This window comes from Streptomyces sp. NPDC059373, assembly GCF_042751495.1.
Lineage (GTDB): Bacteria > Actinomycetota > Actinomycetes > Streptomycetales > Streptomycetaceae > Actinacidiphila.
Genome location: NZ_JBHYXC010000019.1, coordinates 72,671 through 92,424 on the forward strand (window position 1 = coordinate 72,671; position 19,754 = coordinate 92,424).

The following is a 19,754-nucleotide window of genomic DNA, read 5'->3' on the forward strand; positions in this document are numbered from 1 at the left end:
CGCCGGGCAGATGAATTCGGACAGGAGCATTCGTCACGCAAAACAATCGGTCAGGCGCCCACAGTTCCGAAAGCGGTTATCGGCGCACGCTCAGTGCACGGACGTAATCAGAGAGCGCAGAAAAGGCAGGTCCACGTGTTCCAGTGAGGGCACGACGGTGCGTCCCGGTGCTGTCGCGATCGGCGCGATCGAGGGCACGGCCACCACCCGGCAGCCGGCCGCCTCCGCCGCCGCCACTCCGGTCGGGGTGTCCTCGATGACCACGCAGCGCGCCGGGTCGGCCCCCAGCCGGGCCGCCGCGAGCAGATACGGCTCGGGGTGCGGCTTGGGGCTGGCGACCTCGTCGCCCGCGATCGACAGCGCGAAGTGCTCGTGCCCCAGCGACCGCAGTACGGAGTCGATCACGTGCCGCTGCGAGGCCGAGACGAGCGCCGTGGGCACCCCGTGGGCGCCCAGTTCGGTCAGCAGCCGCCGTGCGCCCGGCATCAGGGGGACGCCCCGGCCGATCAGCTGGGCGAAGCGCACATTGATCAGCGCCGACAGCTCGGCGAGGGTGGCGTCGGCGCCGGTGACCGAGATCAGGTGGCCCAGGCTGCGGGCCATCGGGCCGCCGACCACGACCTCGCGGTGGATCTCGTCGATGGCGTGCCCCAGCTCGGCGAAGACCTCGACCTCCGCATCCCACCAGAAGCCCTCGGTGTCGACGAGGGTGCCGTCCATGTCCAGGAGTACGGCCTGCAGTGCGGAACCGTCAGCCGGGCGGCTGCTGTCCACGGCGGGAATCGTGCTGGTCATACGGCCCACTCCTCGCGCTGTCCAGGGGGAGACGAAGGCCGGTCGCCATGGCTCCACGGTGGTGGGGCGGGGCGACCGGCCTCTACCGGACCGTCCAGTCTACGTCGCCGGCGGCGGAAGTGCCTCCGGGGCGCCTCGTGGACGGCTCGTGAGCCGTTCTGGGCTGCGCTAGCGGGCGTTGAAGTACTTGGCCTCGGGGTGGTGGATGACGATGGCGTCCGTGGACTGCTCGGGGTGCAGCTGGAACTCCTCCGACAGCACCACGCCGATCCGCTCCGGCTCCAGCAGCGCGGCGATCTTGGCGCGGTCCTCCAGGTCCGGGCAGGCGCCGTACCCGAGCGAGAAGCGGGCGCCCCGGTACTTCAGGGCGAACATGTCCTCGACATCGGCGGGGTCATCGCCGGCGAAGCCGAGCTCGGAGCGGACCCGGGCGTGCCAGTACTCGGCGAGGGCCTCGGCGAGCTGGACGGACAGACCGTGGAGCTCCAGGTAGTCGCGGTAGGAGTCGGTGGCGAACAGCTCGTTGGCGGCCTCGGAGACCTTGTTGCCGACGGTGACGACCTGGAGGCCGACCACGTCGGTCTCGCCGGAGTCCTCGGGGCGGAAGAAGTCGGCCAGACAGAGCCGGCGGCCCCGGCGCTGGCGCGGGAAGGTGAAGCGGGTGCGCTCGGTGCCGTCCTCGCCCAGGATGATCAGGTCGTCGCCCTTGGAGACGCAGGGGAAGTAGCCGTACGTGACGGCGGCTTCGAGCAGGCCGTCGGTCTGGAGACGGTCCAGCAGACCGCGCAGCCGGGGCCGGCCCTCGCTCTCGACCAGTTCCTCGTACGTCGGGCCGCCGGCGCGCGCCTGCTTGAGCCCCCACTGGCCCTTGAACAGGGCGCCCTCGTCCAGCCAGGAGGCGTAGTCCTTGAGCGGGATGCCCTTGACGACCCGGGAGCCCCAGAACGGCGGGGTGGGCACGGGGTTGTCGGTGCTGACGTCGGAGCGGACCTGGCCCCTCTGCTCCTCGGGCCCCTCCGGCTCCTCGACCTGCGCGGCCGCCCGCTGGGGTACGCGGCGCTGCTTGAGCTCGGGCAGGGTGGCGCCGGGCACGCCGCGCTTGACGGCGATCAGGGCGTCCATCAGGCGCAGGCCCTCGAAGGCGTCGCGGGCGTAACGGACCTCGCCCTCGTAGATGGCGTGCAGGTCCTGCTCGACGTACGCGCGGGTCAGGGCGGCCCCGCCGAGGATGACGGGGTAGTCGGCCGCGAGCTTGCGCTGGTTGAGCTCCTCCAGGTTCTCCTTCATGATCACGGTGGACTTGACCAGGAGGCCCGACATGCCGATGACGTCGGCGCGGTGCTCCACGGCGGCGTCCAGGATCGCGGAGACGGGCTGCTTGATGCCCAGGTTGACCACGGTGTAGCCGTTGTTGGACAGGATGATGTCGACCAGGTTCTTGCCGATGTCGTGGACGTCGCCACGGACCGTGGCCAGGACGATGGTGCCCTTCCCCTCGTCGTCGGTCTTCTCCATGTGGGGTTCGAGGTAGGCCACGGCGGTCTTCATGACCTCGGCGGACTGCAGCACGAAGGGCAGCTGCATCTGGCCGGAGCCGAAGAGCTCGCCGACGACCTTCATGCCCTCCAGAAGGGTGTCGTTGACGATGTCGAGGGCGGGGCGTGAGGTGAGGGCCTCGTCGAGGTCGGCCTCCAGGCCGTTCTTCTCGCCGTCGATGATCCGGCGCTGCAGGCGCTCGTCCAGCGGGAGCGCCGCCAGTTCCTCCGCCCGGCCCGCCTTGACCGACTTCAGGTCGACACCCTCGAACAGCTCCAGGTAGCGCTGCAACGGGTCGTAGCCCTCGCGCCGCCGGTCGTAGACCAGGTCGAGGGCGACCTCGCGCTGTTCGTCGGGGATCCGGGCGATCGGCAGGATCTTGGACGCGTGCACGATCGCGGAGTCCAGACCGGCGTCGACACACTCGTTCAGGAACACCGAGTTCAGCACGACGCGGGCGGCCGGGTTGAGGCCGAAGGAGATGTTGGACAGGCCGAGGGTGGTCTGTACGTCCGGGTGGCGGCGCTTGAGCTCGCGGATCGCCTCGATCGTGCTGGCGCCGTCCTTGCGGGACTCCTCCTGACCGGTGCAGATGGTGAAGGTCAGGCAGTCGATGAGGATGTCCGACTCGTGCACGCCCCAGTTGCCGGTCAGGTCGGCGATCAGCCGCTCGGCGATGGCGACCTTGTGCTCGGGGGTGCGGGCCTGGCCCTCCTCGTCGATGGTCAGGGCGATCAGGGCCGCGCCGTGCTCGGTGGCGAGCTTGGTGATCTTCGCGAAGCGGGAGTCGGGGCCGTCGCCGTCCTCGTAGTTGACCGAGTTGATCACCGCGCGGCCGCCGAGCCTCTCGAGGCCGGCCTGGAGCACCTGGGGCTCGGTGGAGTCCAGCACGATCGGCAGTGTGGAGGCCGTCGCGAGGCGTCCGGCGATCTCGTTCATGTCGGCGACGCCGTCCCGGCCGACGTAGTCCACACACAGGTCGAGCAGGTGAGCGCCCTCGCGGATCTGCTCGCGGGCCATCTCCACGCAGTCGTCCCAGCGGCCCTCGAGCATGGCCTCGCGGAACTTCTTCGAACCGTTGGCGTTCGTACGCTCGCCGATCGCGAGGTAGGAGGTGTCCTGCCGGAAGGGCATCGTCTGGTAGAGGGAGGCGGCGCCGGGCTCCGGGCGCGGCTCACGACGGGCCGGGGTCAGACCGCGCATGCGCTCGACGAGCTGCCGCAGGTGCTCGGGGGTGGTGCCGCAGCAGCCGCCGACGAGGGAGAGGCCGTATTCGCGGACGAAGGTCTCCTGCGCGTCGGCCAGCTCGGGCGGGCTGAGCGGGTAGTAGGCGCCGTCCCTGTCGAGGATGGGCAGACCCGCGTTGGGCATGCAGGACAGCGGGATGCGGGAGTGCCGGGCCAGGTAGCGCAGGTGCTCGCTGTAGGCCTCCGGACCGGTGGCGCAGTTCAGGCCGATCATGTCGATGCCGAGCGGCTCCAGGGCGGTCAGGGCCGCGCCGATCTCGGAGCCGAGGAGCATGGTGCCGGTGGTCTCCACGGTCACCGAGACGATCAGCGGCAGGTCGAGACCGGCCACGTCCAGCGCCCGCCTGGCACCGATGACCGAAGCCTTGGTCTGGAGGAGGTCCTGGGTGGTCTCCACCAGGATCGCGTCCGCGCCGCCCTCGATCATGCCCTCGGCATTGCTCTGGTAGGCGTCGCGCAGCGCGTGGTACGCGGTGTGCCCGAGCGTCGGCAGCTTGGTCCCCGGGCCCATCGAGCCCAGTACCCAGCGCGGTCGGCCGTCCCCGGCGGTGAAGGCGTCGGCGGTCTCCCGCGCGATCCGGGCGCCCGCCTCGGACAGCTCATGGACGCGGTCGGCGATGTCGTACTCGCCGAGCGCCGCGAGGTTCGCCCCGAAGGTGTTGGTCTCGACGCAGTCCACGCCGACCGCGAAGTACTCCTCGTGCACCGATCGGACGATGTCGGGGCGGGTGACGTTCAGGACCTCGTTGCAGCCCTCGAGCCCCTGGAAGTCGTCCAGCGTGGGGTCGTGCGACTGGAGCATGGTGCCCATCGCGCCGTCGGCCACCACGACACGGGTGGCGAGGGCCTCGCGGAGCGCTGCGGCTCGGGCGGTGCTGGCGGACGAGGGGGATGGCGAGGCCATGAATGTGCTCCCTGGGGTGCGACGGCTGTCGGCTTTGCGTGTCCGAATTGCTCGGGCCCGCACCGGGCCAGACTAACGCGCGGCCCGAACCGGGTCCTGGGCATTCCGAGGGGCGGACGGGAGGTGTCAGACTCGACTCTGAAAAGATGGGGTCGGCATGGTCTGACGTTGTTCAGCATTGTCGACTCACGTCTGGCGTCATTACGGAGGGTGTTTCATGCCAGGACCCATCCAGTCGCTCAGCAGGGCGGCCGCGATCCTGCGGCTGCTCGCGGGCGGGGAGCGGAGGCTCGGTCTGTCGGACGTGGCCTCGTCACTGGGGCTCGCCAAGGGCACGGCGCACGGGATCCTGCGCACGCTGCAGCAGGAGGGGTTCGTCGAGCAGGACGCCGCGTCCGGCAAGTACCAGCTGGGGGCCGAACTGCTGCGGCTGGGCAACAGCTATCTGGACGTCCACGAGCTGCGGGCCCGCGCCCTGGTCTGGACGGACGACCTGGCCCGCTCCAGCGGCGAGGCGGTCTACCTCGGGGTGCTGCACCAGCAGGGCGTACTCATCGTGCACCACGTCTTCCGGCCGGACGACAGCCGGCAGGTGCTGGAGGTCGGGGCCATGCACCCGCTGCACAGCAGCGCCCTGGGCAAGGTTCTGGCGGCGTACGACCCGGTCGCGCACAACGAGCTCGCCGACCTGAAACGGGAGCCGCTGACCCCGCGCACCATCACCGAGCTGCCCGACCTCGAGGGCGTGCTCGACCTGACCCGGGCCCGGGGCTGGGCCTCGGATCTGGAGGAGACCTGGGACGGGGTGGCGTCGATCGCCGCGCCGATCCACGACCGGCGGAAGGTGCCGGTGGGCGCGGTGGGGATCACCGGCGCCGTGGAACGGCTGTGCGAGGACGGCGATATCCGGGCCCAACTCGTCGCCGCGGTAAGGGATTGCGCGCGTTCGGTGTCCCGCGATCTGGGCGCCGGACGTTTCTGAGACGTTACTGAGACTTTTCGTACTTTCAAGAGTCCTGCCTCACAGACCCCTTGACGCATGCGGTATCGCAGATGAACACTTCCGTTCGGCGGTCGACATTGTCGAACACCGACCGACGGAGTCGGTAGGATGTGCGAAGTCCAGACCGCCGGTTGCCCCTCCCCTGGACGAAGGACAAAGGAGTCGCGGGTGTCCAGCGACAAGATCTTCATCGGCGAGACCATCGGTACCGCCATACTCATTCTTCTCGGTGCCGGTGTCTGCGCGGCGGTCACCCTCAAGAGCTCCAAGGCCCGGAACGCCGGATGGGTGGCCATCGCCTTCGGGTGGGGCTTCGCCGTCCTGACCGGCGCCTACATCTCGGGCAGCCTCTCCGGCGCCCACCTCAACCCGGCGGTGACCATCGGTCTGGCCATCGACACCGGCGAGTGGAGCAAGGTCCCGGTCTACCTGGCCGGCCAGTTCCTCGGCGCGATGATCGGCGCCACGCTGGTCTGGGTCGCGTACTACGGCCAGTTCCAGGCCCATATGAACGACCCCGAGATCGCGGACCTCGCCAAGAACAGCGACAGCCCCGCCGGTCCGGTGCTCGGCATCTTCTCCACCGGCCCCGAGATCCGGAACACGGTCCAGAACCTGGCGACCGAGATCATCGGCACCTTCGTGCTGGTCCTGTTCATCCTGACCCTCGGCCTCACCAAGGGCCTGGCGGTCTCCGGCACCGGCACCATGATGGTCGCCTTCGTCGTGGTCGGCATCGGCCTGTCCCTCGGCGGTCCCACCGGTTACGCCATCAACCCGGCCCGCGACCTCGGCCCGCGCATCGTGCACGCCCTGCTGCCGCTGCCGAACAAGGGCGGATCGGACTGGCGCTACGCCTGGATACCCGTCGTCGGCCCGATAGTGGGTGCGGCGCTGGCCGCCGGCCTGTACAAGATCGCGTTCTGACCGACCGAGTCCCAGGATTTGAGGAGCACATCGTGACCGACGCACACACCACTGGTCCGTTCATCGCCGCGATCGACCAGGGCACCACCTCGTCCCGCTGCATCGTCTTCGACAAGGACGGCCGGATCGTCGCGGTCGACCAGAAGGAGCACGAGCAGATCTTCCCGAAGCCGGGCTGGGTCGAGCACGACGCCGCCGAGATCTGGACCAACGTCCAGGAGGTCGTCGACGGGGCCGTCACCAAGGCCGGCATCACCGCCGCCGACGTGAAGGCGATCGGCATCACCAACCAGCGCGAGACCACCCTGCTGTGGGACAAGGCGACCGGCGAGCCGGTGCACAACGCCCTGGTCTGGCAGGACACCCGCACCGACGCCTTGTGCAAGGAGCTCGGCCGCAACGTCGGGCAGGACCGTTTCCGCCGGGAGACCGGCCTGCCGCTGGCCTCGTACTTCGCCGGCCCGAAGATCCGCTGGCTGCTGGACAACGTCGAGGGCCTGCGCGAGCGCGCCGAGCGCGGCGAGATCCTGTTCGGCACCATGGACAGCTGGGTGATCTGGAACCTCACCGGCGGCCCGAACGGAGGCGTGCACGTCACCGACGTCACCAACGCCTCGCGCACCCTGCTGATGAACCTGGCGACCCTGGAGTGGGACGAGAAGATCCTCGCCTCCATCGGTGTCCCGGCCGCCGTCCTGCCGGAGATCCGCTCCTCCGCCGAGGTCTACGGCCACGCCGTCGGCGGTCTCCTGGCGGGCATCCCGGTCGCCTCCGCGCTGGGCGACCAGCAGGCGGCCCTGTTCGGCCAGACCTGTTTCGCCGAGGGCGAGGCCAAGTCGACGTACGGCACCGGCACCTTCCTGCTGATGAACACCGGTGAGACGCCGGTCAATTCGTACAACGGCCTGCTGACCACGGTCGGCTACCGGATCGGCGACCAGAAGCCGGTCTACGCGCTGGAGGGCTCGATCGCGGTCACCGGTTCGCTGGTGCAGTGGATGCGCGACCAGATGGGCCTGATCAAGAGCGCGGCCGAGATCGAGACGCTGGCCCTGTCGGTGGACGACAACGGCGGCGCCTACTTCGTGCCGGCCTTCTCCGGTCTGTTCGCCCCGCACTGGCGCTCCGACGCCCGTGGCGTCATCGCCGGCCTGACCCGGTACGTCACCAAGGCGCACATCGCCCGTGCCGTCCTGGAGGCCACCGCCTGGCAGACCCGCGAGATCGTCGACGCGATGACCAAGGACTCCGGCGTCGAGCTGGCCGCGGTCAAGGTCGACGGCGGTATGACCTCCAACAACCTGCTGATGCAGACCCTCGCCGACTTCCTGGACGCGCCCGTGGTGCGCCCCATGGTCGCCGAGACCACCTGCCTCGGCGCCGCATACGCCGCCGGCCTGGCCGTCGGCTTCTGGGCGGACACCGACGAGCTGCGCGCCAACTGGCGCCGGGCCGCCGAGTGGACGCCCAACATGGACGCGGCCCAGCGTGACCGCGAGTACAAGAGCTGGCTCAAGGCCGTCGAGCGGACCATGGGCTGGATCGACGACGAGGAGTAAACAGAAATGAGCACCCTGCAGAGCGTCCCGACCCTTGGGACGCACCCGACCGCCGGACGCAACCCCGGCCGTTCCGAGACCCGGGAGCTGCTGAGCCACGCCACGTACGACCTACTGGTGATCGGCGGCGGCATCCTCGGCACCTCGGTGGCCTGGCACGCCGCGCAGTCCGGGCTGCGGGTCGCCATGGTGGACGCCGGCGACTTCGCCGGCGCCACCAGCTCCGCCTCCTCCAAGCTGGTCCACGGCGGTCTGCGCTATCTGCAGACCGGCGCGGTCAAGCTGGTCGCGGAGAACCACCACGAGCGGCGTGCGCTCGCCAAGGACGTCGCGCCGCACCTGGTCAATCCGCTCACCTTCTACCTGCCCGTCTACAAGGGCGGCCCGGTGAGCGCGCCCGTGCTCGGCGCCGGGGTCTTCGCCTACACCGCGCTGTCCGCCTTCGGCGACGGCGTCGGCAAGGTGATCTCCCCGGCCCGTGCCGCGGCCGACAACCCCGGCCTGAACACGGACAACCTCAAGGCCGTGGCGGTCTACTACGACCACCAGATGAACGACTCCCGGATGGCCGTCATGACGGTCCGCGCGGCGGTCGAGGCCGGGGCCGTCGTGCTCAACCACGCCGCGGTGACCGGGCTGCGCTTCACCCGCGGCCGGGTCACCGGCGCCGACCTCAAGGACGGTCTGGACGGCACCGAGTTCGGCGTCGACGCCCGGATGGTGCTCAACGCCACCGGCCCGTGGGTCGACCACCTGCGCCGGATGGAGGACGTGGACGCCGACCCGTCGATCCGCCTGTCCAAGGGCGCCCACGTGGTGCTCAGGCGCAAGGCGCCGTGGCGGGCCGCGATGGCCACCCCGGTCGACAAGTACCGCATCACCTTCGCCCTGCCGTGGGAGGACCAGCTGATGCTGGGCACCACGGACGAGGAGTACACCGGCGACCCGGCGGACGTACGGGCGACGGAGTCGGACATTCAGCAGATCCTGGACGAGGCCAGGCTCTCCGTGCGTGACGAGCACCTGTCCCGGGACCTCATAACGTACGCCTTCGCGGGACTGCGGGTGCTCCCCGGCGGTCCCGGCGACGTCAAGAAGGCCAAGCGCGAGACGGTCGTCACCGAGGGCCGCGGCGGCATGCTGTCGGTCGCCGGCGGCAAGTGGACGACGTACCGCCACATCGGCCGGACCGTGATGGAGAAGCTGGCCAAGCTGCCCGGCCGGCCGCTCGCCGACGACATGGTCCCCCTGTCACGGCTGCCCAGGCGGATGCCGCTGCCGGGAGTCGCCAACCCGAACGCCGTCGCCCACCGCCTGCTGATGGACCGCGACCCGGGCAGCCGCATCGACCCGCTGACGGCCCGTCACCTCGCCACGCACTATGGTTCGTTGTCCTTCGACATCGCCCGCATGGTCAACGAGGACCCGTCGCTGGGCGAGCGCATCCACCCCGACGGCCCGGAGATCTGGGCGCAGGTCGTGTACGCGCGCGACCACGAGTGGGCCGAGACGGCGGACGACGTACTGCGCCGCCGTACGACACTCACGGTGCGGGGCCTGGACAACGACGAGATACGCGGCCGGGTCGAGGAGCTGCTCGCCAAGCGGGCGGTCGCCTAGGCCCTGTCGCGGTTGGGCCGTGTGGGCCGTGTGGGAAGTCCTCCTTCTCACACGGCCGTTCGCCCTGGTAGCTTGAGGATGCAACCATCTGTGCCGCGGTGATGAAGGGGGTGGGCCCGCGATGCCGTACGTACAGCACGCCGAAGCGCTCACCGCCCGCCGGCACATCGATCTTCAGCGCGTCTCCAGCGCCATCTGTCAGGCCTGACGGCTCTTTTCCGACCCGTCAGGCCTTTCGCGTTCTTCCTGGATTACCTGGATTACCTGGAGACACACCCATGTTCGGCTCGCGCCGTCGCTTTGCCCTGCCTGCCCTCCTTACGGTGATATCGGTCGCCGCCACCGCCTGCTCCTCGTCCGGCCAGGACAGCGCCGGCAACTCGTCCCCGCACTCCGGCGGCCATCTGACCTTCGCCCTCGCCTCCGACCCGATCTGCATCGACCCGCAGCAGGCGGGCAACAACGACGCCATCTACCCGGCGCGTCAGCTGGTCGACTCGCTGACCGACCAGGACCCCAAGACCGGGAAGATCGTGCCCTGGCTCGCGAAGTCCTGGGAGGTCAGCAAGGACGCGACGACCTTCACCTTCCACCTGCGCACGGGCGCGACCTTCAGCGACGGCACGAGGGTCGACGCGCAGGCGGTCAAGGACAACTTCGACGGCATCGTCAAGCTGGGCGCCAAGGCGGTGCTGGGCAGCAGCTATCTCCTCGGCTACAAGGGCACGACCGTGGTCGACGACCACACGGCCAAGGTCGCCTTCGCCGCTCCCAACGCCCAGTTCCTGCAGGCGACCTCGACCTTCACGCTGGGACTGCTCGCGGAGTCCACGGTGAAGCGGCCGGCCGCGGAGCGCTGCACGGACAACCTGATCGGCTCCGGGCCCTTCACACTGGTGGACTACACCTCCAACAAGTCCGTCGAGGAGAAGAAGCGCAAGGGCTATAACTGGGGCTCGTCGCTGTGGAGCAAGAAGGGCGCGGCCTATCTGGACCAGCTGTCCTTCAAGGTGATCCCCGAGTCGGGGGTGCGCACCGGCAGCCTGCAGTCCGGCCAGGTGGACGCCATCGGCGGGGTGGCCCCGCAGGACGAGGCGGGGCTGAAGAGCACCGGCTTCACACTGCAGGCGCGGGCCAACCCGGGGCTGCCGTTCGCGCTCAGCGCCAACCTCGCCCGCCCGATCGTCAAGGACCTGCGGGTCCGGGAGGCGATCCAGAAGGCCGTCGACCGCCAGGAGGTCGTCGACACGGTGCTCAGCAGCAACTTCAAGGCGGCCACCAGCTCCCTGGCGAGCACCACGACCGACTACACCGATCTGTCCGCTCAGCTCGGCCATGACACCGCCGGCGCCGAGAAGCTCCTCGACCAGGCCGGCTGGAAGACCGGCTCGGACGGCATCCGCGTCAAGGACGGCAGGAAGCTGACGCTGAAGGTCATCTGGGCGACCGTCTTCGGCCCCAACCAGACCGCTCTGGAGCTGATCCAACAGCAGCTGAAGAAGATCGGCGTCGGGGTGACCCTGCAGTCGGCGCCCATCAGCGACTTCCTGGCGCTGCGTACGAAGGGCGACTACGACTACGCCTGGGGCAACACCACCCGCGTCGACCCGGACATCCTGCGGACCGGCTTCTACAGCAAGGGCATCAACTACTCGCACCTCAGCGACAGCGAGCTCGACGGCCTCCTGGAGAAGGAGGCCTCGGCGGCCGACCCCACGCAGCGCGCGACCTATGTCGCCGACGCGCAGAAGGTCATCCTGGACAAGGCTTATCAGGTGCCGGTGTTCGAACTCACCACCGTCCTGGGCCTGTCGAAGAAGGTGCACAGCCTGGACTTCGAGGCCTCGTCCCGGCTGCAGTTCCACGACACGTGGCTGTCATGACGGTCGTCAGCCGCTATCTGGGCCGCCGGCTGCTCCAGGCGGTGTTCGTTCTGTGGGCGGCCTTCACGGTGTCCTTCACGGTGCTGTATCTGCTGCCCAGCGACCCGGTCTCCATCATGGCGGCCGGGGGCGGCGACACCAACGACGTCAGCCCGGAGCAGCTGGCCGAGCTGAAGAAGACGTACGGCTTCGACCAGCCCGTCGCCGTGCAGTACGGGCACCGCCTGTGGGGCGCGCTGCACGGTGACTTCGGGATCTCCGTGCAGAGCGGCGACAAGGTCACCCACATGATCTCCACGCAGCTCCCGGCCACCCTCCAGCTCACGTCGGGGGCGCTGCTCCTGGCGGTGGTGCTGGGGGCGGGCACGGCACTGTGGGGCACCTACACCCGGCAGCGGTGGCTGAGGCAGGCGCTGCTGTCGCTCCCGGCGCTGGGCGTGTCCGCGCCGACGTTCTGGGTGGGGCTGGTGCTGGTCCAGATCGTCTCCTTCCGGTGGGGGCTGGTGCCGGCCATCGGCAACGACGGATTCAAGAGCCTGATCCTGCCGGTGATCACGCTGTCGCTGCCGACGGCGGCCGTGATCGCGCAGGTCTTCGCCAAGAGTCTCCGTACGACGCTGCGCGAACCGTACGTCGAGACCGCGCTCGCCAAGGGCGCGAGCCGGGCGCGGGTGCACTTCCGGCACGCGGCCCGCAACGCGTCCATCCCGGCGCTGACGGTGGTGGGTGTGCTGGTGGGCAATCTGCTGGCCGGGTCCGTGGTCGTCGAGACCGTCTTCTCCCGCACCGGCGTCGGGCGGATCACGGCCACGGCGGTCAATGCCCAGGACATCCCGGTGGTGCAGGGGCTGGTGGTGTTCGGGGCGGTGGTCTTCGTACTGGCGAATCTCGCGGTCGATCTGGTCTATCCGCTGCTCGACCCGAGGATCACGGCCGGGGCGGTGACCCGATGACCCAACTGACCGTCCCCGAGACGCTGTCGGATCCCCGGCCCGCGTACGAACCCGAGGGTGCGGGGCGGCGAGCGCGCCGCGCTGCCGGGTTCCTGCTGCGCCGCCCCGGGCTGCTGTTGTCGGTCGCGCTGATCGCGCTGGTGCTCGTGGCGGCCTTCTTTCCGGGGCTGTTCACGTCGCAGGACCCGCTGTCCGGCATCCCCCGCGAGAAGTTGCAGAGCCCGGGCGTGCACCATCTCTTCGGCACCGACCAGCTCGGGCGGGACCTGTTCTCACGGGTGGTGCACGGCTCCGCGCTCACCCTGAAGGCGACCGTGCTGGCGGTGTCGGTGGGCCTGGTCGCCGGTTCGGGGATCGGCCTGGTGGCCGGGTATCTGGGCGGCTGGGTCGACGACGCGCTGATGCGGGTCGCCGATGTGCTGCTGGCCATCCCCAATCTGCTGCTGTCGCTGGCCCTGGTGACCGCGCTGGGCTTCGGCACGGTCAAGGTTGCCGTCGCGGTGGGCGTCACCAGCGTGGCGAGCTTCGCCCGCATCATGCGCTCGGAGGTGCTCCGGGTGCGCAGCGCGGTCTACGTCGAGGCGTCGCGCGCGTCGGGCGCCCGATGGTACTCGGTGCTGTTCCGTCACGTGCTGCCCAACTCCTCCGGGCCGGTCCTGGTGTACGCGGCCGTGGACTTCGGCACGGTCGTCCTGGCGGTGTCGGCGCTGAGCTTCCTCGGCTACGGCGCGACGCCACCCGCGCCGGAGTGGGGCTCGCTCGTCTCGGGAGGGCGTGACTATCTGGCCACGGCCTGGTGGCTCACGACGCTTCCGGGTCTGACCATCGCGGCCACGGTGCTGGCCGCCAACCGGATCTCCCGTGCGCTGGACGGGGAAGGCAGGGAGGTGCTGCGATGAGTGATCTGCCTGAGGTGGCGCCGCTTCTCTCTGTTCGGGGGCTGCGCGTCTCGTACCGCACCCGGGCCGGTGTCGTGCCGGCCGTGCGCGGGATCGATCTGGAGGTCGGGGCGGGCGAAGTCGTGGCCGTGGTCGGGGAGTCCGGGTCGGGGAAGTCGACGACCGCACACTCGGTCATCGGCCTGCTGCCGGCCGGCGGTTCGCTGGACGGCGGAGAGATTCTCTTCGACGGTACGGACCTGGCCAGGGCCGGTGAGAAGCAGTTGCGGGCGGTGCGCGGGCGGCGGATCGGGCTGATTCCGCAGGACCCGATGGTGTCGCTGAACCCCGTGCGGCGGATCGGCGACCAGGTCGCGGAGGTGCTGCTCATCCATGGACTGGCCGATCGCGCCGAGGCCGCCGCCCGGGCCGTCGAGATCCTCGGCGAGGCGGGACTGCCGAACCCGGCTGTCCGGGCCCGGCAGTATCCGCACGAGCTGTCCGGCGGTATGCGGCAGCGCGTACTGATCGCTGTCGCGGTGGCCGCCCGGCCGAGGCTGATCATCGCCGACGAGCCGACGAGCGCGCTCGACGTCACCGTCCAGCGGCGGATTCTGGACCATGTCGAGACGCTGACCCGGGAGTCGGGGACGGCGGTGCTGCTCATCACGCACGACCTGGGGGTGGCGGCGGACCGGGCGCAGCGGATTGTTGTGATGGCGGGGGGTGAGGTGGTGGAGGCGGGGTCGACGGAGCAGGTGCTTGGGGATGCGCAGCATCCCTATACGCAGCGGCTGTTGGCGAGCGCGCCCAGCCTGGCCGGAGGGCGGTTGATCTCTCCCCCAGACCTTCGTCTGGGAGGTGCCCCCACCACCCCGCCCCTTCCCGTTGCGTCCGATGTGCGCGCCGGACGGCCTGACGGTGACCTCGTTGTCGTCGACGGGCTCGTCAAGGACTTCCCGCACACCCCACGCGCCGTGGACGACGTGAGTTTCCGTATCGGCCGGGGCGAGACGTTCGCGCTGGTCGGCGAGTCCGGGTCGGGGAAGTCCACGACGGCCCGGATGGTGGTGCGGCTGACGCAGCCCTCCGACGGGCGGATCGAGTTCGACGGGCAGGACATCACGGGGCTGAACGGCGGGGCTCTGCGCAGGTTGCGGCAGCGGATGCAGATCGTCTACCAGAGCCCGTACGCGTCGCTGGATCCGCGGTTCTCGGTGGCGGAGGTGATCGCGGAGCCGCTGCGGGTGTTCCGGGTCGGCGGCCGGAGGGAGCGGGCCCGGCGGGCCGGAGAGCTGCTGGACCGGGTGGGGTTGCCGGTGGCGCTGCTGAGCCGCCGGCCGGCGGAGTTGTCGGGCGGGCAGCGGCAACGGGTGGCGATCGCACGGGCGTTGGCACTGGAGCCGGATCTGGTGGTGTGCGACGAGCCGGTGTCGGCGCTGGACGTGTCGGCGCAGGCGCAGATCCTGGAGCTGCTGGTGGAGCTGCAGGGCGAGCTCGGGCTCAGTTATCTCTTCATCTCCCACGACCTGGCCGTCGTACGGCAGATCGCCGACCGGGTCGGTGTGATGCAGCGCGGCCGGCTGGTCGAGACGGGCCCCACCGAGGAACTCTTCGGCGCCCCCGATCACCCCTATACGCAGGAACTGCTGGCCGCCATCCCGGGTTCGCGGCACGCGGCCGCCACCTGATCCGGCGGTTCGACGATTCGACGATTCGACGATTCGACGAGAGACGAGAAGCTGCTGATGTCCCTGCCCGTACCCCTTTCCGTACTCGATCTCGTCCCGGTCAGCTCCGGCTCCACGGCCGCGCAGGCGTTGCGCAACACGGTCGATCTCGCCCGGCGGGCCGAGGAGTTCGGCTATCACCGCTACTGGGTGGCCGAGCACCACCTCAATCCCGGCGTGGCCGGCACCTCCCCCGCACTGGTGATCTCGCTGGTGGCGGCCGCCACCGAGCGGATCCGGGTCGGCTCGGGCGCCGTACAGCTGGGGCATCACACACCGCTGTCGGTGGTGGAGCAGTTCGGCCTCGTGGAGGCGCTGCATCCCGGGCGGATCGACCTGGGCCTGGGCCGTTCGGGCGCGCCGCGCGGGCTGCCGAAGGCGGCGCCGACCGGGCCGGCTGAAGGTACGTACACCGAGAACGGGCTGTACATCCCGCCGAGGTTCACGGGCTTCGCGAAGCTGCTGGGGTCGCCGCTGTTCAAGCTGTTCCAGGGGCTGTTGCAGCAGCCCGGGGCGCAGACCCCGCCGTACGCGGAGCAGATCGACGCCATCCTCGACCTGCTCGCCGGGACCTACCGGTCGGCGGACGGCCTGGCGCCGCGCGTCGTGCCGGGCGAGGGCGCCGGCCTCGACGTGTGGATCCTGGGCAGCAGCGGCGGCGAGAGCGCGGAGGTCGCGGGCGAGCGCGGGCTGCCGTTCGCCGCGAACTACCACGTCAGCCCCGGGACCGTCCTGGAGGCCGTCGAGGGCTACCGGCGGGCCTTCAAGCCGTCCGCCGCGCTCGCCGAGCCCCGTGTACTGGTGTCCGCCGACGCCGTGGTCGCCCCGGACGACGAAACGGCGCACCGACTCGCGGCCGGCTACGGCCCCTGGGTGCGGTCGATCCGCTCCGGTGAGGGCGCGATCGCCTTCCCGACGCCGGAGGAGGCGGCCGCGCACATCTGGACGGAGGAGGACCGGGCACTGGTCGCGGACCGCCTCGGCACGCAGTTCGTCGGCTCGCCCGAGACGGTGGCCGAGCGGCTGGCCGTCCTGCGGGACGCGACCGGCGCGGACGAGCTGCTGGTCACCACGATCACCCACGGCCACGAGGACCGGGTGCGGTCCTACGAGTTGCTGGCGCGGGCCTGGGCGAAGCAGGGCTGACCGAAGCGGGCTGCCCGGAAAGACCGAAGGGAACCACCACCATGAAATTCTCCGTGCTCAGTCTGATCGGCCACTCCCCGGACCCCCTCACCGGTGAACTCGCCTCCCCCACCGAGCGGTTCGACGACGTCATCGAGGTCGGCGTCGCCGCCGAGCGGCTCGGCTTCGACGCGTACTCCGTCGGCGAGCGGCACGCGGGGCCCTTCCTGTCCTCCAGCCCGGCGGTGGTGCTGGCCGCGATCGCGGCGCGGACGTCACGTATCCGGCTCCTCACGGGCGTCACGGTCGTGGCGATCCTGGATCCGGTGCGGGTCGCGGAGGAGTACGCGACGCTGGACCAGCTCTCGCGCGGCCGGCTCGAACTCGTCATCGGCAAGGGCGCGGAGGCCGGCCACTTCGACCTCTTCGGCCTCGACGAGGCCCACCAGTGGGACTACCAGGCCGAGAAGTACGAACTGCTGCGGCGGCTCTGGCGCGAGGAAGGCGTCGACTGGGAGGGCGAGTTCCGGCCCGCACTCAAGGGCGTCACGACAGTGCCGCGCCCCTACGCCGGCCCGCCGCGCGTCTGGCACGGCTCGGCGACCTCCCTCAACTCCCCCGAGCTGGCCGCCAAGCACGGCGACCCGCTCTTCACCGCGAACGCCATCCAGCCGAGGGAGGCGTACGCGCGGCTGATCGCCCACTACCGCGAGCGCTACGCCGCGTACGGGCACGACCCGGCGACGGCGTACGTCGCGTCGGGGTCGGGCGGGCTGTACATCGCCGACACGACGCAGCAGGCGATCGACCAGTACAAGGAGGCGTACGAGGCGCGGGTCAGGCAGTTCTTCAAGCCGCATCTGGTGGGCAAGGCGGGCTACAACACGCCCTTCAGGACCATCGAGGACGCGATCGAGAACGGGCCGCAGCTCATCGGCAGCCCGCAGCAGATCATCGACAAGATCCTCGGCTACCACGCGGTGTACCGGCACGATCTGCAGTCCATCACCGTCGACGGCGTCGGGCTCGGCCGGGCCCGGCAGATCGAGACGTTGCAGCGCTTCGCGGAGGAGATCGCGCCGGTGGTGCGGCGCGAGGCGCCTACGGCGCTGTGGGACTGAGGCGGTACGCGGCTGCGAGCCGCTGGGCCTGGGCGTAGGTGGGGAGGTCGGCGGGGGCGGGTTCCTGGTCCTGGGCGATGGCGTCGGCCAGTTCCACGGCGCTGTGGAGCGCGGCCCGGAAGAGCAGGGAGCCGGTGCTGATGCGGCTGACGCCGAGGCCGGCGAGGTGGGCGCGGCTGAGGCCGTCGGTGGCGAAGAGGATGTTGAGCGGGGCGTCGAGGGCTGTGACGAGCGCGGTGATGGCGGAGGCGTCCTGGAGGCCGGGGACGAAGACGCCGTCGGCGCCCGCCCGGAGGTAGGCCTCGGCGCGGGGCAGCGTTTCGTGCCCGTGGTCCTGGCCGCGGCCCGGCAGCCAGTACGTGTCGGTGCGGGCGTTGACGAACAGCTCGGGTGCGGCGTGCTTGATCGCGGCGATCAGCTCGCTCTGGTGGGCCGGGTCGGCGAGGCTCTCGTCGGCCCGGCCGTCCTCGATGTTGACCCCGACGACGCCGGCCCCCGCGAGTTCGGCGGCGAGGGCGGCGACCTCGCCGGGGTCCTCGCTGAAGCCGCCCTCGATGTCGACGGTGACCAGTGCGGGCAGCCGGGCCAGGCCGAGCGCGAGTTGCCGGGTCTCGTCGCGCGTGGCCCCGGTGGCGTCCGGCAGCCCGGCGGCCGCCGCGACGCCGAGGCTGGTCGTGCCGATCGCCGGGAAGCCGTGCGCGCTGAGCGCGGCGGCCGAGGCGTGGTCCCAGGCGTTGGGGAGGAGCAGCGGCCGGCCCGGCCGATGCAGGGCGCGGAACTGTTCGGAGCGGTTCATTCGGTACGGACCTCCAGATCGTCGGCCTCGATACCGAGGTGGTCGTACAGGTCCCGCTGCCCCTGCGTGGTGAGCCTCAGGGCCCGCTGCGTCCCGATCCGTTCGCACCAGCCCGAGTCCAGCGCATGCCTGCACAGCGCCGCCCCGGCGACCCCCGCGAGGTGCGGGCGGCGCTCGGTCCAGTCCAGGCACGGCCGGGCGAGCGGCCTCCGGGTGGGGGCGGTGAGGTCGATGCCGAGGCCGGCGTACCAGCGCATTCCGGCGTCGGTGAGGGCGAAGCCGGTGCGCTGCTCGAGCAGGGCGCGGCCGGTCATGGCGTCGGTGATCGCGATCCCGAGGCGTCCCGCGAGGTGGTCGTAGCAGGTGCGGGCCCGGGCCATCGCGCGTTCCGCTCCTACGGCCCGGAGCGAATGCGGCGGCAGTGCGGGGGCCGCCTCGGTGTGGGCGGCGAGGTCCTCGATGAGCTGGGCGGCCTGCGGGTCCGCGAGGCGTATGTAGCGGTGCCGGCCCTGATGTTCCTCGGCCAGCAGCCCGCCTGCCACGAGCCGGGTCAGGTGCTCCGTCGCGGTGGACGGCGCGACGCGGGCGTGCCGCGCGAGTTCCCCGGCGGTCCAGGCGCGGCCGTCGAGCAGCGCGAGGCACATCGTCGCCCGGGTGTCGTCCGCCAGCAGCCCCGCGAGTGCCGCGAGGCTGCTGCCGGGGTGGTCGGTGCGTGCCATGCGTCCATGGTGCGGCACCGACGGTTCGGCCTGCGCCGAAGTGTTGCCGCGGCGCACGGTTCGTTCTGGGGTCGGAGCCGCCACCGGGGTACTCCCTTCCCACGTTCTCCTCGCGACCACCGCTGAGTGGGTTCTGTTCTGACGGAACGCGTACCCGGCGAGAAACAGAAGGCGGCCGATTTCCGTGTATCCGCCAACCGGGAGGCGACCGTCTGACTACGATCCGAAGATCGACAACTCACAACTCCCCGCCGTCGGCGGCGACCAGTAAAGGACCCCACAGTGACCGAGACCGAAGCCGCCTCCGACCTCCGCCGGGCCGGGGGCGTTCTGGCAGCCGAAGCCGCTCGCTATGCCTCGTTCGGCTGGATGCGCGGCACGACCGGCAACCTGTCGGTGGTCCTGGACCGTGATCCGCTCCGGCTGGCGGTCACCGCCAGCGGTCTCGACAAGGGCGAACTCACCGCGTCCGACGTGGTTCTGGTCGACGGCGAAGGCGCCGCGCTCGGCCCCGGCACGCCTTCCGCCGAGGCGGGACTCCACGCGAGGGTCGCCCGCGTGACCGGCGCCGACGCCGTGGTGCATGTCCACACCGTCGCCTCGGTGGCGCTCGGGCACCGGCAGCCGGGCGGCATCGTGTTCAAGGACCTGGAGATGCTGAAGATCCTTGGCCACCCGGCGGAGGACGAGGAGATCACCCTGCCGGTGATATCCAACAGTCAGGACATGCGGGTCCTCGGGGACCGGCTCGAGGCCGCCCGCGACCCCCGGATGCCGGCCGTCGTGGTCGCGGGCCACGGGCTGTACGCGTGGGGGCCGGACCCTCGCAGGGCGCGCCATCACACGGAGGTCGTCGAGTGGCTGCTGGAACTGGAGCTCGCCGGCGGGTGAGCATCGTAGGATCCGCCCGAGCGGCGGCCACCGGGGCGGTCGTCGACCGAAGCAACGTACCCGCAAG

16 protein-coding genes are annotated in these 19,754 nt (G+C 70.7%); 12 read left to right on the top strand and 4 right to left on the bottom strand.

Annotation, left to right across the window (positions count from 1 at the left end; genetic code table 11):
- Positions 1–90: 90 nt before the first annotated feature.
- Together ACFXJ5_RS24240 and metH are read right to left on the bottom strand one after the other, a co-directional pair.
- Positions 91–795, bottom strand: a complete 705-nt coding sequence (locus ACFXJ5_RS24240) for an HAD family hydrolase (RefSeq protein ID WP_384634677.1) — start codon at positions 793–795, stop codon at positions 91–93.
- Between the two features lie 168 nt (positions 796–963).
- Positions 964–4,482: a methionine synthase gene (gene metH / locus ACFXJ5_RS24245; protein WP_384634680.1), complete on the bottom strand. Its 3,519-nt coding sequence runs from the start codon at positions 4,480–4,482 to the stop codon at positions 964–966.
- 217 nt (positions 4,483–4,699) lie between these two features.
- Between metH and ACFXJ5_RS24250 the strand changes: the two genes are divergently transcribed.
- The 11 genes from ACFXJ5_RS24250 to ACFXJ5_RS24300 all read left to right on the top strand — a co-directional run bounded on the left by ACFXJ5_RS24250 (position 4,700) and on the right by ACFXJ5_RS24300 (position 17,281).
- Positions 4,700–5,464 carry an IclR family transcriptional regulator gene (locus tag ACFXJ5_RS24250; protein ID WP_384634683.1) on the top strand — a complete coding sequence of 255 codons (765 nt, stop codon included), beginning with the start codon at positions 4,700–4,702 and terminating at the stop codon, positions 5,462–5,464.
- 189 nt (positions 5,465–5,653) lie between these two features.
- Entirely contained in the window at positions 5,654–6,412 is a 759-nt protein-coding gene (locus ACFXJ5_RS24255) for an MIP/aquaporin family protein (RefSeq protein ID WP_384634686.1), read from the top strand.
- 32 nt (positions 6,413–6,444) lie between these two features.
- Positions 6,445–7,971: a glycerol kinase GlpK gene (gene glpK / locus ACFXJ5_RS24260; RefSeq protein WP_384634689.1), complete on the top strand. Its 1,527-nt coding sequence runs from the start codon at positions 6,445–6,447 to the stop codon at positions 7,969–7,971.
- Positions 7,972–7,977: 6 nt separating this feature from the next.
- Positions 7,978–9,591 (top strand): FAD-dependent oxidoreductase, encoded by a 1,614-nt coding sequence (locus ACFXJ5_RS24265; protein ID WP_384634692.1) that lies wholly within the window; start codon positions 7,978–7,980, stop codon positions 9,589–9,591.
- A 121-nt stretch (positions 9,592–9,712) separates the two neighbouring features.
- Positions 9,713–9,799: a putative leader peptide gene (locus ACFXJ5_RS24270; protein WP_384634877.1), complete on the top strand. Its 87-nt coding sequence runs from the start codon at positions 9,713–9,715 to the stop codon at positions 9,797–9,799.
- A 115-nt stretch (positions 9,800–9,914) separates the two neighbouring features.
- The gene (locus tag ACFXJ5_RS24275; RefSeq protein ID WP_384634695.1) at positions 9,915–11,474 is read left to right on the top strand and encodes an ABC transporter substrate-binding protein; all 1,560 of its coding nucleotides are present in this window, start codon (positions 9,915–9,917) and stop codon (positions 11,472–11,474) included.
- The gene (locus tag ACFXJ5_RS24280; RefSeq protein ID WP_384634698.1) at positions 11,471–12,427 is read left to right on the top strand and encodes an ABC transporter permease; all 957 of its coding nucleotides are present in this window, start codon (positions 11,471–11,473) and stop codon (positions 12,425–12,427) included. The genes ACFXJ5_RS24275 and ACFXJ5_RS24280 overlap by 4 nt, the downstream gene beginning before the upstream one ends.
- Complete coding sequence (locus ACFXJ5_RS24285) at positions 12,424–13,326, top strand: ABC transporter permease (protein ID WP_384634701.1); 903 nt, start codon at positions 12,424–12,426, stop codon at positions 13,324–13,326. The genes ACFXJ5_RS24280 and ACFXJ5_RS24285 overlap by 4 nt, the downstream gene beginning before the upstream one ends.
- A complete protein-coding gene (locus ACFXJ5_RS24290; protein ID WP_384634703.1) occupies positions 13,323–14,996 on the top strand; it encodes a dipeptide ABC transporter ATP-binding protein in 1,674 nt (557 codons plus the stop codon). Before ACFXJ5_RS24285 ends, ACFXJ5_RS24290 begins: the two co-directional genes overlap by 4 nt.
- Positions 14,997–15,053: 57 nt before the next feature.
- Complete coding sequence (locus ACFXJ5_RS24295) at positions 15,054–16,181, top strand: LLM class flavin-dependent oxidoreductase (RefSeq protein ID WP_384634706.1); 1,128 nt, start codon at positions 15,054–15,056, stop codon at positions 16,179–16,181.
- Positions 16,182–16,222: 41 nt separating this feature from the next.
- Positions 16,223–17,281 (top strand): LLM class flavin-dependent oxidoreductase, encoded by a 1,059-nt coding sequence (locus tag ACFXJ5_RS24300; RefSeq protein ID WP_384634709.1) that lies wholly within the window; start codon positions 16,223–16,225, stop codon positions 17,279–17,281.
- Here the strand turns inward: ACFXJ5_RS24300 and ACFXJ5_RS24305 are convergent.
- Complete coding sequence (locus ACFXJ5_RS24305) at positions 17,262–18,077, bottom strand: isocitrate lyase/phosphoenolpyruvate mutase family protein (RefSeq protein ID WP_384634712.1); 816 nt, start codon at positions 18,075–18,077, stop codon at positions 17,262–17,264. The genes ACFXJ5_RS24300 and ACFXJ5_RS24305 overlap by 20 nt on opposite strands.
- Complete coding sequence (locus tag ACFXJ5_RS24310; protein ID WP_384634715.1) at positions 18,074–18,796, bottom strand: ArsR/SmtB family transcription factor; 723 nt, start codon at positions 18,794–18,796, stop codon at positions 18,074–18,076. The genes ACFXJ5_RS24305 and ACFXJ5_RS24310 overlap by 4 nt, the downstream gene beginning before the upstream one ends.
- A 282-nt stretch (positions 18,797–19,078) precedes the next feature.
- On the opposite strand from ACFXJ5_RS24310, the gene mtnB reads away from it, so the two are divergent.
- On the top strand, positions 19,079–19,687 hold the full coding sequence (gene mtnB / locus ACFXJ5_RS24315) for a methylthioribulose 1-phosphate dehydratase (protein WP_384634718.1): 609 nt from the start codon (positions 19,079–19,081) through the stop codon (positions 19,685–19,687).
- Positions 19,688–19,754 lie beyond the last annotated feature (67 nt).

Bases quoted from the DNA above. Each gene is read 5' to 3' on its own strand.
- ACFXJ5_RS24285 (WP_384634701.1), top strand. From the start codon at position 12,424: ATGACCCAACTGACCGTCCCCGAGACGCTGTCGGATCCCCGGCCCGCG.
- ACFXJ5_RS24240 (WP_384634677.1), bottom strand. From the start codon at position 795: ATGACCAGCACGATTCCCGCCGTGGACAGCAGCCGCCCGGCTGACGGT.
- ACFXJ5_RS24310 (WP_384634715.1), bottom strand. From the start codon at position 18,796: ATGGCACGCACCGACCACCCCGGCAGCAGCCTCGCGGCACTCGCGGGG.
- ACFXJ5_RS24300 (WP_384634709.1), top strand. From the start codon at position 16,223: ATGAAATTCTCCGTGCTCAGTCTGATCGGCCACTCCCCGGACCCCCTC.
- ACFXJ5_RS24305 (WP_384634712.1), bottom strand. From the start codon at position 18,077: ATGAACCGCTCCGAACAGTTCCGCGCCCTGCATCGGCCGGGCCGGCCG.
- ACFXJ5_RS24265 (WP_384634692.1), top strand. From the start codon at position 7,978: ATGAGCACCCTGCAGAGCGTCCCGACCCTTGGGACGCACCCGACCGCC.
- ACFXJ5_RS24280 (WP_384634698.1), top strand. From the start codon at position 11,471: ATGACGGTCGTCAGCCGCTATCTGGGCCGCCGGCTGCTCCAGGCGGTG.
- ACFXJ5_RS24290 (WP_384634703.1), top strand. From the start codon at position 13,323: ATGAGTGATCTGCCTGAGGTGGCGCCGCTTCTCTCTGTTCGGGGGCTG.
- ACFXJ5_RS24270 (WP_384634877.1), top strand. From the start codon at position 9,713: ATGCCGTACGTACAGCACGCCGAAGCGCTCACCGCCCGCCGGCACATC.
- metH (WP_384634680.1), bottom strand. From the start codon at position 4,482: ATGGCCTCGCCATCCCCCTCGTCCGCCAGCACCGCCCGAGCCGCAGCG.
- ACFXJ5_RS24250 (WP_384634683.1), top strand. From the start codon at position 4,700: ATGCCAGGACCCATCCAGTCGCTCAGCAGGGCGGCCGCGATCCTGCGG.
- ACFXJ5_RS24295 (WP_384634706.1), top strand. From the start codon at position 15,054: ATGTCCCTGCCCGTACCCCTTTCCGTACTCGATCTCGTCCCGGTCAGC.